Annotated in this window: 16 protein-coding genes; 10 read left to right on the forward strand and 6 right to left on the reverse strand. The window is 54.7% G+C overall.

The features are described 5' to 3' along the window. The 4 genes from sapB to pspF form a co-directional block, all read right to left on the reverse strand. Entirely contained in the window at positions 1 to 966 is a 966-nt protein-coding gene (gene sapB, locus N5923_RS18625) for a putrescine export ABC transporter permease SapB (protein WP_267144879.1), read from the reverse strand. Beyond that, entirely contained in the window at positions 963 to 2591 is a 1629-nt protein-coding gene (gene sapA, locus N5923_RS18630) for an ABC transporter substrate-binding protein SapA (RefSeq protein WP_267145129.1), read from the reverse strand. The genes sapB and sapA overlap by 4 nt, the downstream gene beginning before the upstream one ends. Positions 2592 to 2779: 188 nt before the next feature. Next, the gene (locus tag N5923_RS18635) at positions 2780 to 2926 is read right to left on the reverse strand and encodes a hypothetical protein (protein WP_267144878.1); all 147 of its coding nucleotides are present in this window, start codon (positions 2924 to 2926) and stop codon (positions 2780 to 2782) included. Next, on the reverse strand, positions 2919 to 3917 hold the full coding sequence (gene pspF / locus N5923_RS18640; RefSeq protein WP_267144877.1) for a phage shock protein operon transcriptional activator: 999 nt from the start codon (positions 3915 to 3917) through the stop codon (positions 2919 to 2921). Before pspF ends, N5923_RS18635 begins: the two co-directional genes overlap by 8 nt. 178 nt (positions 3918 to 4095) lie before the next feature. Between pspF and pspA the strand changes: the two genes are divergently transcribed. The 7 genes from pspA to tyrR all read left to right on the forward strand — a co-directional run bounded on the left by pspA (position 4096) and on the right by tyrR (position 9846). Continuing rightward, the gene (pspA, locus tag N5923_RS18645; protein ID WP_267144876.1) at positions 4096 to 4764 is read left to right on the forward strand and encodes a phage shock protein PspA; all 669 of its coding nucleotides are present in this window, start codon (positions 4096 to 4098) and stop codon (positions 4762 to 4764) included. A gap of 81 nt (positions 4765 to 4845) precedes the next feature. Beyond that, positions 4846 to 5073, forward strand: a complete 228-nt coding sequence (gene pspB / locus N5923_RS18650; RefSeq protein WP_017799963.1) for an envelope stress response membrane protein PspB — start codon at positions 4846 to 4848, stop codon at positions 5071 to 5073. Further along, positions 5070 to 5432 carry an envelope stress response membrane protein PspC gene (gene pspC, locus N5923_RS18655; RefSeq protein ID WP_267144875.1) on the forward strand — a complete coding sequence of 121 codons (363 nt, stop codon included), beginning with the start codon at positions 5070 to 5072 and terminating at the stop codon, positions 5430 to 5432. Before pspB ends, pspC begins: the two co-directional genes overlap by 4 nt. Positions 5433 to 5490: 58 nt before the next feature. Next, positions 5491 to 5736 (forward strand): phage shock protein PspD, encoded by a 246-nt coding sequence (gene pspD, locus N5923_RS18660; RefSeq protein WP_017799965.1) that lies wholly within the window; start codon positions 5491 to 5493, stop codon positions 5734 to 5736. Beyond that, positions 5717 to 7114: a YcjX family GTP-binding protein gene (locus N5923_RS18665; RefSeq protein ID WP_267144874.1), complete on the forward strand. Its 1398-nt coding sequence runs from the start codon at positions 5717 to 5719 to the stop codon at positions 7112 to 7114. Before pspD ends, N5923_RS18665 begins: the two co-directional genes overlap by 20 nt. After that, complete coding sequence (locus N5923_RS18670) at positions 7111 to 8172, forward strand: YcjF family protein (RefSeq protein ID WP_267144873.1); 1062 nt, start codon at positions 7111 to 7113, stop codon at positions 8170 to 8172. The genes N5923_RS18665 and N5923_RS18670 overlap by 4 nt, the downstream gene beginning before the upstream one ends. 114 nt (positions 8173 to 8286) lie before the next feature. Continuing rightward, positions 8287 to 9846: a transcriptional regulator TyrR gene (gene tyrR, locus N5923_RS18675; RefSeq protein WP_267144872.1), complete on the forward strand. Its 1560-nt coding sequence runs from the start codon at positions 8287 to 8289 to the stop codon at positions 9844 to 9846. A 34-nt stretch (positions 9847 to 9880) separates the two neighbouring features. On the opposite strand, the gene tpx is transcribed toward tyrR, so the two are convergent. Beyond that, positions 9881 to 10384: a thiol peroxidase gene (tpx, locus tag N5923_RS18680; protein WP_267144871.1), complete on the reverse strand. Its 504-nt coding sequence runs from the start codon at positions 10382 to 10384 to the stop codon at positions 9881 to 9883. 199 nt (positions 10385 to 10583) lie between these two features. Between tpx and ycjG the strand changes: the two genes are divergently transcribed. Continuing rightward, positions 10584 to 11561 carry an L-Ala-D/L-Glu epimerase gene (gene ycjG, locus N5923_RS18685; protein ID WP_267144870.1) on the forward strand — a complete coding sequence of 326 codons (978 nt, stop codon included), beginning with the start codon at positions 10584 to 10586 and terminating at the stop codon, positions 11559 to 11561. On the opposite strand, the gene mpaA is transcribed toward ycjG, so the two are convergent. After that, a complete protein-coding gene (gene mpaA, locus N5923_RS18690; protein WP_267144869.1) occupies positions 11545 to 12252 on the reverse strand; it encodes a murein tripeptide amidase MpaA in 708 nt (235 codons plus the stop codon). The genes ycjG and mpaA overlap by 17 nt on opposite strands. A gap of 162 nt (positions 12253 to 12414) precedes the next feature. Between mpaA and N5923_RS18695 the strand changes: the two genes are divergently transcribed. After that, entirely contained in the window at positions 12415 to 14034 is a 1620-nt protein-coding gene (locus N5923_RS18695; protein ID WP_267144868.1) for a peptide ABC transporter substrate-binding protein, read from the forward strand. 288 nt (positions 14035 to 14322) lie between these two features. Then, on the forward strand, positions 14323 to 15186 hold the full coding sequence (licT, locus tag N5923_RS18700) for a BglG family transcription antiterminator LicT (protein WP_267144867.1): 864 nt from the start codon (positions 14323 to 14325) through the stop codon (positions 15184 to 15186). The last annotated feature ends 10 nt before the right edge of the window (positions 15187 to 15196 follow it).

A 15196-nucleotide genomic window follows, 5' to 3' on the forward strand; every position in this document is an offset into this window, starting at 1 on the left:
CTATCGCAGGGCATACCACTCTTTATGCTTTAGCGGATTGGTGATGGCGCCCAGAATATCGGACAGCACGTTTACCGTGATCACCAGCGCGCCCACCACCATGACGCCAGCGGAAATAGCCGCATAATCCTGCTGGCGGATGGCGTTGATTAACCAGCGGCCAAGGCCCGGCCAGCTGAATACCATTTCAGTAATCATTGCCAGCGTCATCATGGTGGCGAACTGCAAACCGAGGCGCGGGATCACCGGTGGCAGGGCGTTATGCAGCACATGGCGGCGAATAACCGTAAAGCGCGATAAACCACGGGTGGCGGCGGCCTTAATATAATTTTTATCGATTACGTCGCTGGTGCTGATGCGCAACAGACGAATGACTTCGGTGGTTGGCGCCACCGCCAGTGCGGTGACCGGCAGGATCATATGGGTGATTGCGCTCACCAGCATTTCATGACGCCACGGCGAGTCGCTAAGCCAGGCATCGATTAGCGCGAAACCGGTGACGTTTTTCACTTCATACAGCAGATCAAAACGGCCGGAAACCGGCAGCCAGCCGAGATTAAGCGAGAAAAACAGCGTCAGCAGCAGCGCCAGCCAGAATACCGGCATTGAGAAGCCCAGCAGCGCCAGCGCGCTAATCAGTTTGTCCTGCCACTTGTTGCGCATTACACCGGCAATAATGCCGAGCGGAATACCCACCATCAGCGCCAGGCTAAACGCCATCAAACAGAGTTCCATGGTGGCGGGAAACACTTCACGCAGTTGCAGGTTAATCGACTGGCCGTTGATACTGGATACGCCAAAATCGAGATGCAGAATGCCTTTAAACCAGAATAGCCACGCATCGAGCAGCGATGCGCCTTGTAACGGCGCATTGGGCGTATAGTAACTGAGGCTGAAGCCCACCAATGTCAGCATAAACAGCGTAGTAATCAGCAGCACCAGGCGGCGCAGCGTATAGATAATCATTGCTTCGGCTCCTCGCTGTTATCACGATGCACGCCAGCAAAAGAGGCGTTGCCAAACGGGCTTAGCACCAGCCCCTGAATATCATGGCGATAAGCTTGCAGACGCAGTGATGACGCCAGCGGCAGTACCGGCAGTTCCTGCGCCAGGATGCGCTGCGCTTCATCATAGCGGTCGATACGCGACGCCAGCTGCTGTGACAGCAACGCTTTATGCAGCACTTCATCAAATGCCGGGTTGCACCAGTGGGCAAAGTTAGTCTGCGAGTTGATGGCGGCGCAACTCAGTAACGGGCGGAAGAAACTGTCCGGGTCGTTACTGTCGGTCGCCCAGCCGGTCAGCGTCAGATCGTGATTCATCTCCATCAGCCGCGCTTCCTGGAAGCGGCCGTCAACCTGCACAATCGTGATCTGCACGCCAATCTGTGCCATATCGGCCTGAATCAGCTCGGCGGTTTTTAACGGGCTGGGATTCCACGATTGTGAGGCTGAAGGCACCCAGAGTTTCAGATGCAGATCTTCAACACCGAGTTTTTTCAGCTGCTCACGCGCTTTATCAGGATTGTATTCAGTGACGCGCGCGTCATTATCATAGGCCCAGGAGGCGCGCGGTAAGACAGAGGCGGCAGTTTCGGCGGTGCCGTAATAAATCGACTCCATCAGCCGCTCATTGTTAATTGCCAGCGCCAGCGCCTGGCGCACCTCCGGGCGATCCAGCGGCGGTTTACGAGTATTAAACGCCATATAGGCGATATTCATTCCCGGGCGCAGCGTCAGACGTAAACGGGGATCGTCGCGCAGAATCGACAGCTGGCTGGCGGCCGGATAAGCCAGTACATCGCACTCGCCGGTTAACAGTTTTGACAGGCGTCCCATCCCGCCCGCACCCATATCCACCACTACCTGCGGCATGCGCGGTACGCCTTTCCAGTAATCCGGATTACGCGCCAGACGAATATACTGACCGGCACGGTACTCATTCAGCATAAACGGCCCGGTGCCGACCGGCTGGCGATCCATCAGCTCCTGGCGATTAATCTTATCCAGCTGCGCGGCATATTCCGCCGACAGTACCGGCGCATAGTGGGTGGCCAGATGCCAGAGAAAAGAGGCATCCGGGCTGTTAAGGCGAATTTCCACCGTATCACTGTCCAGTTTTTTTACGCTCTGTACCGCATCGGAGAACTGCAGGCTGTCGAAGTAGGGATAGTTGCCACCGCTGACATTGTGCCAGGGATGTTTACGATCAAACATACGTGCGAAGCTGAACACCACATCATCGGCATTCATTGCACGCGTCGGTTTAAACCAGCTGGTGGTCTGAAAAGGGACGTTGTGGCGTAAATGGAACCGGTAGGTGGCGCCGTTATCCAGCACTTCCCAGCTGGAAGCCAGCTCGGGAATTAAACGGTAGGTATAGGGATCGACATCCAGCAGGCGGTCGTAAAGCTGCGCCGCCAGCGTGTCCACTGCCAGCCCGCTACTCGCCAGCTGCGGGTTAAAAGTATTCATCACGCCGCTGACGCAATAGACAAAGCCGCTCTGGCGAATATCACCGGGCGTTGCCGACCAGGCAGAGGCGCTTAGCACGCTAAGTCCGAGGAGCAGGGTGGAGAGTAATTTTGGCATCGGGTATGTTGGGTTCACGGGCAATACGTTGAGTGTATCGCACTATCCGCGTTGTCCCAAAGTTTGCCAGGGTAACTGCCTCTTTTCCAGGCGATTTCATTGCCCTGATGCGCCGCGGGTTATCGATAGCTGGCTAATAATAGACCTGATCTCATTATGGTAATGAGAAAAATTCTCAACAAAGTGCTTTACAGATGGTATTGAGAATGATTACTATTCATCTGCGCTTCGACGGTGGCTCTACCGAAGAAGAGCACGACATTGCTCACATTGCTTCCAGTATTTTCAGCCCGCCTTGCGCGGGCTTTTTTTTGCTTCAGCGCCAGATTATTCATTCTCCTCATCGCTTACTCGTACCCCATGCTTTTTCAGCATTGCGCGCAGCTGGTGATAAGTGACGCTCAGCAGTTCCGCGGCGCGGCGCTGGTTAAAGCGCGCCTGTTGCAGGCTCTTCTCCAGCAGCGCTTTTTCCTGCTGGTTTTGCCAGTGACGCAGATCCAGCGGCAGATCGGGGAAGGGCGCGCCGCGCTCTGGCGGGGGGGCGACAGCCGCAGAACGGCTGAACGGGTTAATAATAATGGTATCCAGCGGCTCATCGATGGTGCTGTGACGATAGACCGAACGCTCCACCACATTTTTCAGTTCACGTACATTACCCGGCCAGTGATATTCCAGCAGCATCTGTTGCGCCCGGCGCGAGAAACCGGGGAACAGCGGTAATCCCAGTTCACGACACATCTGAATGGCAAAATGCTCGGCCATCACCAGAATATCACTGAGTCTTTCCCGCAGCGGCGGCAGCTGCACCACATCAAATGCCAGACGATCCAGCAGGTCCGCGCGGAATTTTCCGGCCAGCGCCAGCGCGGGCAGATCGTCATTGGTGGCGCACACCAGGCGTACACTGACCTGTAGTGGCTGGCTGCCGCCGACGCGCTCCAGCTGACCATACTCAATTACACGCAGTAATTTTTCCTGCACCAGCATGGGTGCCGTGGCCAGTTCGTCAAGGAACAGAGTGCCGCCATCGGCGCGCTCAAAGCGACCAAGGTGGCGTTTTTGTGCGCCGGTAAATGCGCCCGCTTCATGACCGAACAGTTCAGAGTCGAGCAGGTTCTCATTCAGTGCTGCACAGTTCAGCGAAATAAAGGGTCCCTGCCAGCGCTCGGACAGATAGTGCAGGCGGCTGGCAATCAGCTCTTTGCCGGTACCACGTTCGCCGATAACCAGCACCGGTTTATTTAGCGGCGCCAGCCGTGAAACTTGCTCCAGCACTTCAAGAAAGTTATTCGATTCGCCCAGCAGATTCTCTGTTTGTTCGCTCATGATGAATTTCACCAGGTGTTAGTGTCTGAAACCACCTTACGCGCAGCCTGTAGCAATGTAAAGCAGGCGACTTATTGAAAATCAATCACATATAAACTGGCACGCTTCTTGAATTAGCTTTTACAGAGAAGGTTCAGCGCCTGGCGCAACACAGACAATATTAATGAGGATTTTAGTTATGGGTATTTTTTCTCGTTTTGCCGACATCGTGAACGCCAACATCAATTCATTGCTGGAAAAAGCGGAAGATCCACAGAAGCTGGTGCGCCTGATGATTCAGGAGATGGAAGACACCCTGGTGGAAGTTCGTTCCAACTCTGCCCGTGCGCTGGCGGAAAAGAAACATCTGATTCGCCGTATCGATCAGGCTGAGACGCAGCAGAATGAGTGGCAGGAAAAAGCGGAGCTGGCACTGCGTAAAGATAAAGATGATCTGGCGCGCGCTGCACTGATTGAAAAACAGAAGCTGACCGACCTGATCGCCAGCCTGAAGCAGGAAGTGAGCCAGGTGGAAGAGACTCTGGATCGTATGAAAGGTGAAATCGGTGAGCTGGAGAAAAAACTCACTGAAACCCGCGCCCGCCAGCAGGCACTGACGCTGCGTCATCAGGCCGCCTCATCGTCACGTGATGTGCGTCGTCAGCTGGATAGCGGAAAAATCGATGATGCGATGGCGCGCTTCGAATCCTTTGAACGCCGTATTGACCATATGGAAGCAGAAGCGGAAAGCGTCAGTTTCGGCAAAAAGAAAACGCTCGATCAGGAATTTGCAGAACTGAAAGCCAGTGATGAGATCAGTGAGCAGCTCAACGCGTTAAAAGCCAAAATGAATAATCGTAGCGAATAAGTTCGCCGCCGGGCATCGACCGCGATGCCCGCTGAATCATCACCGTCCCGTTACACGGGCAGACAAGGTCAAGGAGAGTGAATGAGCGCGTTATTTCTTGCCATACCACTGACAATTTTTGTGCTGTTTGTGGCACCGATCTGGTTATGGCTGCACTACAGCAATCGTCAGAACAGCGGCGCTGAGTTATCGCAAAACGATATGCAGCGTTTGCAGCAGCTAACCCAGGATGCCCGGCGCATGCGTGAGCGCATTCAGGCGCTGGAAGAGATTCTGGATGCAGAACATCCCCACTGGAGGCAGCCATGACAGGATTATCCATTAAAGGAAAAAAATTATGGCGCATTCCACAGCAGGGTAAATTTAAAGGCGTCTGCGCCGGTATCGCCCAGTATCTGGATATTCCGGTACGTCTGGTGCGGATTATTGTGGTGTTGTCGCTGTTTTTCGGCCTGTTTATGTTCACCATCGTGGCCTATTTTATCCTTAGCTGGATCCTCGACCCGATGCCGTACGGCGCTGAAGGCGAGGAACAGGCGCCCACTGCACATCAGTTGCTGAACGATCTCAGCAATGAGTTACAAGCCGGTGAAGGACGCTTACGTGAGGTGGAACGCTATGTCACCTCCGAAACCTTCAGCGTGCGTAGCCGCTTTAGTCAGCTCTGATTTCATTCCGCGCGGGCCTGTTACCAGGCCCTTCGTTAATCTTTCGGGAGAACCCATAATGCGCGACTGGCAAAACACTTTGCGCCGTAACGCTGCGCCCGCGTTGAAATCGGCAGGTAAATTTATCATTATTAATGCAGTCACTTATGGACCGGGCGGTATCGCCGGTTGGGCAGTAAAATCTGTCGCTCGCCGCCCGTTGCGCATTCTGCTGACGCTGGCGCTGGAACCGATTCTGGCGCGGGTGATGCGCAAAGTATCGGCGCGCTTCGTCAAGGAGACAAATGAAACGACTGCAAAATGAATTGATGTCGCTGGTGAATCGTGGCGTGGATCGCCATTTGCGTCTTGCCGTCACCGGCCTGAGTCGCAGCGGCAAAACTGCTTTTATTACCTCGATGGTTAATCAACTGCTGAATGTTCATGCCGGTGCACGCCTGCCGATGTTTTCGGCAGTGCGTGAGGATCGATTGCTGGGGGTAAAGCGCGTGCCGCAGCGCGATTTGGGTATTCAGCGTTTTACCTACGATGAAGGGCTGTCGCAGCTGTATGCCACGCCGCCAAACTGGCCGACGCCGACGCGCGGTGTCAGTGAAATGCGTCTGGCGCTGCGCTATCGCTCGCGTGACTCACTGTTGCGCCACTTTAAAGAGACGTCAACGCTCTATCTGGAAATTGTCGACTATCCGGGCGAGTGGCTGCTCGACCTGCCGATGCTGGCGCAGGATTATCTCAGCTGGTCGCGGCAGATGACCGGTTTGCTGCAGGGCGACCGCGCCGAATGGGCGCAATCCTGGCGCAACCTTTGCGCCGGGCTGGATCCGCTGGCGCCCGCTGACGAAAACCGTCTGGCGGAAATTGCGCAGGCGTGGACCGAATATCTGCTGCGCTGCAAGCAGCAGGGGTTGCACTTTATTCAGCCGGGACGTTTTGTGCTGCCGGGCGATATGGCAGGCGCACCGGCGCTGCAATTTTTCCCGTGGCCGGATGTCGATGCCGACGGGGAGTCGAAGCTGGCGCAGGCGGATAAGCACAGCAATATTGGCACGTTACGCGCGCGCTTTAACTACTACTGTCAGCATGTGGTCAAAGATTTCTATAAGAATTATTTCCTGAAATTTGACCGGCAGATTGTGCTGGTAGACTGTCTGCAACCGCTGAACAGCGGGCCACAGGCGTTTAACGATATGCGGCTGGCGTTAACTCAGCTGATGCAGAGTTTTCACTACGGTCAGCGCACGCTGTTCCGCCGTCTGTTTTCGCCGGTAATCGATAAACTGCTGTTTGCCGCCACTAAATCGGATCACGTTACCGCCGATCAACACGCTAATCTGGTGTCACTGTTGCAGCAGCTGGTTCAGGATGCCTGGCAGAACGCCGCATTTGAAGGTATTACCATGGATTGTGTCGGTCTGGCGTCTGTGCAGGCGACGCAGAGCGGGCTGGTCGATCATCAGGGCGAAAAAATCCCGGCGCTGCGTGGTCACCGTTTGCAGGATAATGCGCCATTAACCTTTTATCCCGGCGAAGTGCCGCCGCGTCTGCCTGGCAATGCGTTCTGGCAGCAGCAGGGTTTTCACTTTGAACAGTTCCGGCCGCAAAATATTGATGTCGACCGACCGTTGCCACATATTCGCATGGATGCGGCGCTGGAATTTTTACTGGGAGATAAACTGCGATGAATACCCCGCTTAAACCACGTATAGATTTTGCCAAACCCCTCGAAGCGGAACCGGCGCCGTTGATCAAACCGGCGGTAGCCTTTGCGCAGCAGGAGAGCGCGCAATTTATCGCGCTGCAAACGGATGACGCGGAGCCGCTGGAAGAGGGGGCGGGTGAGCGCGCGGTGGAAGCCGCTTTACGCCCTAAACGCAGCCTGTGGCGTAAACTGGTTACCGCCGGTCTGGGATTGTCTGGCGTCAGTGTGGTGGCTCAGGGTGTGCAGTGGATGCATAACGCCTGGCTGACCCAGGACTGGGCGGCACTGGCGGGTGGCGCGGCCGGTGGCCTGATTGTGGTGGCGGGGGTGGGTTCACTGGCCACCGAATGGCGTCGCCTGTACAAATTGCGTGAGCGCGCGGAAGAGCGCGATATTGGCCGCGAGCTGCTGCACAGCCATGGCATGGGCAAAGGCCGCGAGTTTTGCGAGAAGCTGGCGCGACAGGCTGGTCTGGATCAGGGGCATCCGGCGCTACAACGCTGGCAGGCGTCGCTACATGAAACCCATAATGACCGCGAAATTGTCGCTCTCTATGCTCAACTGGTCCAGCCGGTGCAGGATCGTCAGGCGCGACGTGAAATCAGTCGCTCGGCGGCGGAATCGACCCTGATGATCGCTGTCAGTCCGCTGGCATTGGTGGATATGGCATTTATCGCCTGGCGTAATCTGCGACTGGTCAATCGTATTGCGGCGATCTATGGCATTGAACTGGGCTACTTCAGCCGTCTTCGCCTGTTCCGCCTGGTTCTGCTGAATATCGCATTTGCCGGCGCTTCAGAGCTGGTGCGTGAAGTCGGTATGGACTGGATATCACAGGATATCGCCGCACGTCTTTCTGCCCGTGCCGCACAGGGTATCGGTGTCGGCCTACTTACCGCACGTCTGGGCATCAAAGCGATGGCGCTATGTCGTCCGTTGCCGTGGCTGGAAGATGATAAACCGCGCCTGGGTGATTTCCGCCGCGAGTTAATTGGTCAACTTAAAGATACAGTTCAGGGCAGCAGTAAAACTCAGGGCTGACGGTGCCCCGCATCACAGCCTGTCAACTTTTCATGACAGATCGCTTCAGCCCTGGCGTATGTTGGCGTATTATCATTAGTAATCATTTTTCCATTATTGAACAAGGCCAACCCAATGCGTTTGGAAGTCTTTTGCCAGGACCGACTTGGTCTGACGCGCGAACTGCTGGATTTGCTGGTCGAACGCAGTATCGATCTGCGCGGTATTGAAATCGCCACTATTGGTCGTATTTATCTTAACTTCTCTTCCGTCGCATTTGAGCAGTTCAGTAATCTGATGGCTGAAATTCGCCGCATTCCCGGCGTTACCGATGTGCGTACCGTCTCCTTTATGCCTTCTGAGCGCGAACACCGCGCCCTGAGCGCACTGCTGGTGGCACTGCCGGAACCGGTCTTTTCTATTGATCTGAGAAGTAAGGTGGAACTGGCTAATCCGGCGGCGCAAACCCTGTTTGATCTCGACGAACAGAAAATCCGCAACCACACCGTCGGATCGTTGATCAGCGGCTTTAATTTTGCCCGCTGGCTGGAGAGTGAGCGCGTTGAACCGCAGACCCAGCATGTGGTAATTCAGGGCCGTGATTTTCTGATGGAGGCGCGGCCAATCCTGACAGCCGCCGATAATGAGATGCAGAGCAGCCTGGTGGGCGCAGTGATTATGCTGAAGTCCACGGCACGGATGGGACAACAGCTGCAAAATCTGACGGTTAATGATGAGACGGAGTTCGATCATCTGGTCGCGGTTAACCCGAAAATGCGTCAGGTGGTGGAGCAGGCGCGCAAGCTGGCGATGCTCGATGCACCACTGCTGATTGTCGGTGATACCGGCACCGGCAAAGATATGCTGGCGCGCGCCTGTCATCTGCGCAGTACACGTGGCAAAAAACCGTTCCTCGCGCTGAACTGCGCCTCGCTGCCGGATGACGTGGCCGAGAGTGAACTGTTCGGCCATGCGGCGGGTGCTTATCCTAACGCGCTGGAAGGCAAAAAAGGCTTTTTTGAGCAGGCGAATGGCGGCTCGGTGCTGCTGGATGAGATTGGCGAAATGTCACCGCGCATGCAGACCAAACTGCTGCGCTTTCTTAACGATGGCACTTTCCGTCGGGTCGGCGAAGAGCATGAGGTGCATGTCGATGTGCGGGTGATTTGTGCCACGCAGAAGAATCTGACTGAAATGGTGCATCGCGGCGAATTCCGCGAAGATCTGTTTTATCGCCTGAACGTATTAACCATCAATCTGCCGCCGTTGCGCGATCGCCCGCAGGATATCCTGCCGCTGACCGAGATGTTTGTTGCCCGCTTTGCCGATGAACAGGGAGTGGCACGTCCGCGCCTGTCGCCACAACTGAATGCATTCTTAACCCGCTATAACTGGCCGGGCAATGTGCGTCAGTTAAAAAATGCACTCTACCGGGCATTAACCCAGCTGGAAGGTTATGAACTGCGCCCGCAGGATATTATTCTGCCGGAGTTTGCGCTGGAGATGTCGCTGGGAGATGAAGCGATTGAAGGGTCACTGGATGAAATCACCAGCCGCTTTGAGCGTTCGGTGTTGATGCGTCTGTATCTGTCCTATCCCAGCACGCGTAAACTGGCGAAACGTCTTGGCGTGTCCCATACCGCCATCGCTAATAAACTGCGTGAGTACGGGCTGAGTCAGAAAAAAGAGAGTTAATAGCAGGGCGAGGGAGAATTCCTCGCCCAATTTGTTACTTCAGCGCCGCCAGCGCTGCATCGTAATCTGGCTCAGTGGTGATTTCCGGCACCAGCTGGCTGTACAGCACCTGATCTTTCTCATCCAGCACCACCACCGCACGGGCAGCCAGACCCTGTAGCGGGCCATCAACAATCGCCACACCGTAATCTTCTTTAAACTCCGCGCCACGCAAAGTAGAGAGGGTGACGACGTTGGTTAAACCATCTGAACCGCAAAAGCGCGACTGGGCAAAGGGCAGATCGGCAGAGATACATAACACTACCGTATTATCCAGCTCGCCCGCCAGTTGGTTAAACTTACGCACTGATGCAGCGCAGACGCCGGTATCAATGCTGGGGAAAATATTCAGGACTTTACGCTTGCCTGCGTAGTCAGAGAGTGAAACATCAGAAAGATTTTTGGCCACGAGGCTGAATGGCTTTGCTGCCTGGCCTGGTACCGGAATCTGACCAGCAACCGCGACCGGGTTACCCTGAAAATGGACTGTCTGAGACATAGTGGTTCCTTTTACATGTGTTTGACACGTCGGCCAGCCAAGGTGAACTGACGCGAGAAAGAGAACTGAATTATATGGCATGTATGTGACATGCGGTGAACCATTAAGCGTGGCACATGGTGAATATTTTGCCTGGCCTGATAGCGTTGCGGTGGCTGATGGGCTAAAACTAAGCAAAAGAAATCAAAAGGAAGCGTGGATGAGAGCTGTAAAAGTATATCCGGAAGCCTGGCCGTTACACACTCCGTTCGTGATTGCCCGCGGCGCGCGCACTGAAGCTGGCGTGGTGGTGGTGGAACTGGAAGAAGAAGGGGTGAAAGGCGTTGGCGAATGCACGCCTTATCCACGCTATGGTGAAACAGAAGCCTCGGTGCTGGCGCAGATTGCGGCGATATTGCCGCAGCTGGAGCGAGGTGTCACGCGCGACGAGCTGCAAACTTTGCTGCCCGCCGGCGCCGCGCGTAATGCCATCGACAGCGCACTGTGGGATCTGCAGGCGCGCCAGAGTGGCAGCAATCTATGGCAACTGACCGCCACCACCAGGCCAGATCACGTCAGCATGGCGCAAACCGTCAGTATCGATACGCCTGAGGCGATGGCCAGCAGTGCGCTGGCGTTGTGGCAAAACGGTGCGCGTTTGCTGAAGATTAAACTTGATGACCATCTGATCACCGAACGACTGATGGCGATCCGTGCGGCGGTGCCGCAGGCGATGCTGATTGTCGATGCTAACGAATCCTGGAAAAGTGAAGGGCTGGCGTCACGCTGCCAGCTGCTGGCCGATCTTGGGGTGTTAATGCTGGAGCAGCCATTACCGGCGCAGGATGATGCGGCGCTGGAGAACTTTATCCATCCGCTGCCGATTTGCGCAGATGAGAGCTGCCATACGCGTGACAGCCTGAGTGCACTGGCGAATCGCTATGAGATGGTCAATATCAAGCTGGATAAAACCGGCGGCCTGACTGAAGCGCTGGCGCTGGCGCAGCAGGCGAAGGCGGCGGGCTTCACTATTATGCTCGGTTGCATGCTCTGTACCTCAAGGGCGATTAGCGCCGCGTTACCGCTGGTTCCCGGCGCGCGCTTTGTCGATCTGGACGGGCCAACCTGGCTGGCGGTAGACGTCGAGCCAGGTCTGCATTTCACCAGCGGCAGTATCGATCTTACGGTTGCCAGCTAAGCAGGTCGACCATCGCGTGCAGGTATTTCTCCGTTGCCTCATCGGCGGCAATGGGCGGCAGCTCAGCGGTGATGCAGGGCAGGCCGAGATCGGCGCACCAGCTGCCGAAAGAACCGGGCGTGGCGTAGCCGACACTGGTGACCAGCGGCAGCGCCATTTTTTTTGCCAGCCAGTGCCCCAGCAGGCTGCTGTGCGGATCTTCAATGCAGGCTAAAGGTTCGTGGAAGGTAACAATCCACGGCGGCTGCAACTGATGGATCAGGTCGCACAGTGCCCGGGTTTCGCTTTCTGATGCCGGGTAATCGCCGGTAGAAAGCAGCACATCACGCTCATCGGCTGCGCTGTTCCAGCGATAGACCGTATCGCCAGATTGCCAGTTAGCCGCCGGAAAATTACGATTCAGATCGACACCGCGCGCATTGGCGCGCAGGCCGAGCTGACAACCATCCGGGTTGACCGCCAGCACGACATGATGGCGTCGGTGCGGTTCCTGCAAGGTGCGCATCGCACAGGAAAGGGTCACCACCGCCGCGGTTTCATCACCATGTGTACCCGCCAGAATCAGCCCGCTATCGTCATCGGCATTCGGCGCCGGAAACCACAACAGCGGCGCGCCCAGTTGTGAAGTGCCGTAGGTTTTCATGGTGGCATCCAGCATGCCGCGTTGCGGACGCGGGTGTAATAAGGACATGGTGTCGCTCCTGTGAAGATGTTCTCAATAAAGCTAACGTAAATTGGCGTTTTATAAAATAGCTATTTATCGATCAACAATTTGCGCTAAAGTGCCAGATATAGCGTCCGACCCGGCGCATCATTTTTTTGCACATTAATATCGACAGCTTAAGGGTAGGTTATGACCAAATCGTTTCGCTTTACTCTGAGCGCGCTGCTGATTGCCAGCGCCTGTTCCACGGCGACAGCCGCCACCGTTCCTGCCGGTACTGAGCTGGCCGCAAAGCAGGAGATTGTGCGTCATATTAAAGATGAACCTGCCTCACTTGATCCGGTGAAAGCGGTAGGACTGCCGGAAATCCAGGTGATTCGCGATCTTTTCGAAGGATTAACCAGTCAGGATGCGCAGGGCAAAATTGTGCCGGGCGTGGCGCTGAGCTGGCAAAGTAATGACAATAAAACCTGGACCTTTACGCTGCGCAAAGATGCGCGCTGGTCGAATGGCGAGCCGGTTACCGCCCATGATTTTGTTTACAGCTGGCGTCGGCTGGTCGACCCGAAAAACACCTCATCATTTGCCTGGTTTGCTGACCTGGCCGGTATTGAAAACGCCAAAGCGATTACCAAAGGCGAAATGCCTGCGGATAAACTTGGCGTCACGGCGCTGGATGATTATCGCCTGAAGGTGACGCTGGATAAACCGGTGCCTTACTTTGTCAGTCTGACCGCCAATTTTGCTTTTTATCCGACCCCGCAAAAGGTGGTTGAAAAGCTGGGTAATGACTGGACCAAACCGGGAAATCTGACAGGCAACGGTGCTTACACACTTAAGGATCGGGTGGTGAATGAAAAGCTGGTGCTGGTGCGTAATAAACACTACTGGGATAACCCGCACACGGTATTGAATCAAGTGACCTTTGTGCCAATTAACGAAGAGTCCAGCGCCACCAAACGCTATCGCGCCGGTGATATTGATATTACTGAGTCATTCCCGAAGAACCTCTATCAGCTGCTGAAAAAACAGATCCCGCATGAAGTCTATACGCCGGATCAGCTGGGCACCTACTATTACGCATTTAATACGCAGAAAGGGCCGACCGCTGATGTGCGCGTTCGTAAAGCGCTCTCCTGGAGTATTGATCGCCAGATTATCGCCGAAAAAGTACTGGGCACTGGTGAAAAACCGGCATGGCACTTTACGCCGGACGTAACTGCTGGCTTTAAGCCGAAAGCCAGCATCCTGCAACAGCATTCGCAGGAAGAGCTGAACGCGCAGGCGAAAGCGCTGCTGGCAGCTGCGGGTTATGGTCCGTCGAAACCGCTTAATCTTACTCTGCTGTATAACATCTCTGAAAATAACCAGAAGATTGCGATTGCCGTCGCGTCAATGTGGAAGAAGAATCTTGGCGTTAACGTTAAGCTGCAAAACCAGGAGTGGAAAACCTATATCGACAGCCGTAACACTGGTAATTTCGATGTTATCCGTGCTTCCTGGGTTGGCGACTACAATGAACCTTCAACTTTCCTCAGCCTGCTGACATCCAGTCATAGCGGTAATATCGCGCGCTTTAAAGATGCCAGTTACGATAGCGTACTGGAAAAGGCCAGTAACGAGAGCAACGAGGTGGCGCGCAATGATGATTACAACCAGGCCGAGCAACTGATTGCCGGGCAGGTGCCGATTGCGCCAATTTATCAGTACACCAATGGTCGCCTGATTAAGCCATGGGTGAAAGGTTATCCGATTGCTAACCCGGAAGATGTCGCGTATAGCCGCGAGATGTATATTTTGCAGCACTAAGACGATAGCGAATCACAGCCCCGGAATACCGGGGTTGAGCACTTAGCCGTTAATGCTACAGGTGTTATTAAATATTCAGCAGCGAAGAGGGTATCCGGCACCAGCACATCCGCTACAACCAGCGACAATTCGCGAGCCATATCACACTTCCACCCTGTGGCGCTTGAGACCAGCATATAATTGATTAAGGTGATGGCATTGGATTGTTACTGCGATACAGCAGGCAAAACCTGATCAGCCGGAAGTCTCCCTTTCTGGCGGTCAGGTTTTTTGTTTTCAGGCCGGGAAATGAAAATAGCAAAAATATTAAATAATAATGTTGTGCTGGTACATGACGAACAGGGCCAGGAACAGGTGGTGATGGGGCGCGGAATCGCCTTTAAAAAGTGTTCCGGCGATGAGCTTGATGCGGCGCTAATTGAAAAGGTCTTTTCCCTGAAAAGCCATGATCTTACTGGCCGATTAAGCGAACTGCTTTCAGAGATCCCGCTGCAAGTGGTGATCGCCAGCGAATGCATTATCACGCTGGCAAAACAGCGCCTGAACACTGAACTGCACGAAAGCCTGGCGATTGCATTGACCGATCATATCCACTTTGCGCTGGAGCGGCAGCGGCAGAACTTGCCGATGCGTAATGTGCTGCAATGGGAGATTCGCAGCCTCTACCCGCGCGAGTACGCGCTGGGGCTGGAGGCGCTGACGATTATTGCCAAACGGCTTCAGGTCAGCCTGCCGGAGGACGAGGCTGGTTTTATCGCACTGCATCTGGTCAATGCGCAGCTGAACAGTGAAATGCCTGAGGTGATGCATATCACCCGTTTTATGCAGGAGATCCTGCATATTGTTAAATATCAGCTGAGCCTTGATTATCAGACCGATTCGCTTAGCTATAACCGTTTTGTTACCCATCTGAAATTTTTCTCTCAGCGGATGCTGGGGAAACGCGGCGTCTATAGTGATGATGAATCACTGCATGATGTGGTGCGCGACCGTTATCCGCAGGCTTATCTCTGCGTGCAAAAAATCGATCGCCATGTGATGACGAAGTATGCCTATGCGCTGGGAAGTGAAGAGCGGATGTTTCTGACCATTCATATCGAACGGGTGCGCAAAGAGACGCTGGCGATTCAGGAAGGTCACGACGAAGCCTGAGGTAAGATTT

The sequence above is a fragment of the Winslowiella arboricola genome (assembly GCF_025527015.1).
In the GTDB taxonomy this organism is placed as follows: domain Bacteria; phylum Pseudomonadota; class Gammaproteobacteria; order Enterobacterales; family Enterobacteriaceae; genus Erwinia; species Erwinia arboricola.

What these genes read in the sequence shown, in the direction of transcription:
- sapB (WP_267144879.1), bottom strand. Translation starts at nt 966, where the DNA reads ATGATTATCTATACGCTGCGCCGCCTGGTGCTGCTGATTACTACGCTG.
- sapA (WP_267145129.1), bottom strand. Translation starts at nt 2,591, where the DNA reads ATGCCAAAATTACTCTCCACCCTGCTCCTCGGACTTAGCGTGCTAAGC.
- N5923_RS18635 (WP_267144878.1), bottom strand. Translation starts at nt 2,926, where the DNA reads ATGAATAATCTGGCGCTGAAGCAAAAAAAAGCCCGCGCAAGGCGGGCT.
- pspF (WP_267144877.1), bottom strand. Translation starts at nt 3,917, where the DNA reads ATGAGCGAACAAACAGAGAATCTGCTGGGCGAATCGAATAACTTTCTT.
- pspA (WP_267144876.1), top strand. Translation starts at nt 4,096, where the DNA reads ATGGGTATTTTTTCTCGTTTTGCCGACATCGTGAACGCCAACATCAAT.
- pspB (WP_017799963.1), top strand. Translation starts at nt 4,846, where the DNA reads ATGAGCGCGTTATTTCTTGCCATACCACTGACAATTTTTGTGCTGTTT.
- pspC (WP_267144875.1), top strand. Translation starts at nt 5,070, where the DNA reads ATGACAGGATTATCCATTAAAGGAAAAAAATTATGGCGCATTCCACAG.
- pspD (WP_017799965.1), top strand. Translation starts at nt 5,491, where the DNA reads ATGCGCGACTGGCAAAACACTTTGCGCCGTAACGCTGCGCCCGCGTTG.
- N5923_RS18665 (WP_267144874.1), top strand. Translation starts at nt 5,717, where the DNA reads ATGAAACGACTGCAAAATGAATTGATGTCGCTGGTGAATCGTGGCGTG.
- N5923_RS18670 (WP_267144873.1), top strand. Translation starts at nt 7,111, where the DNA reads ATGAATACCCCGCTTAAACCACGTATAGATTTTGCCAAACCCCTCGAA.
- tyrR (WP_267144872.1), top strand. Translation starts at nt 8,287, where the DNA reads ATGCGTTTGGAAGTCTTTTGCCAGGACCGACTTGGTCTGACGCGCGAA.
- tpx (WP_267144871.1), bottom strand. Translation starts at nt 10,384, where the DNA reads ATGTCTCAGACAGTCCATTTTCAGGGTAACCCGGTCGCGGTTGCTGGT.
- ycjG (WP_267144870.1), top strand. Translation starts at nt 10,584, where the DNA reads ATGAGAGCTGTAAAAGTATATCCGGAAGCCTGGCCGTTACACACTCCG.
- mpaA (WP_267144869.1), bottom strand. Translation starts at nt 12,252, where the DNA reads ATGTCCTTATTACACCCGCGTCCGCAACGCGGCATGCTGGATGCCACC.
- N5923_RS18695 (WP_267144868.1), top strand. Translation starts at nt 12,415, where the DNA reads ATGACCAAATCGTTTCGCTTTACTCTGAGCGCGCTGCTGATTGCCAGC.
- licT (WP_267144867.1), top strand. Translation starts at nt 14,323, where the DNA reads ATGAAAATAGCAAAAATATTAAATAATAATGTTGTGCTGGTACATGAC.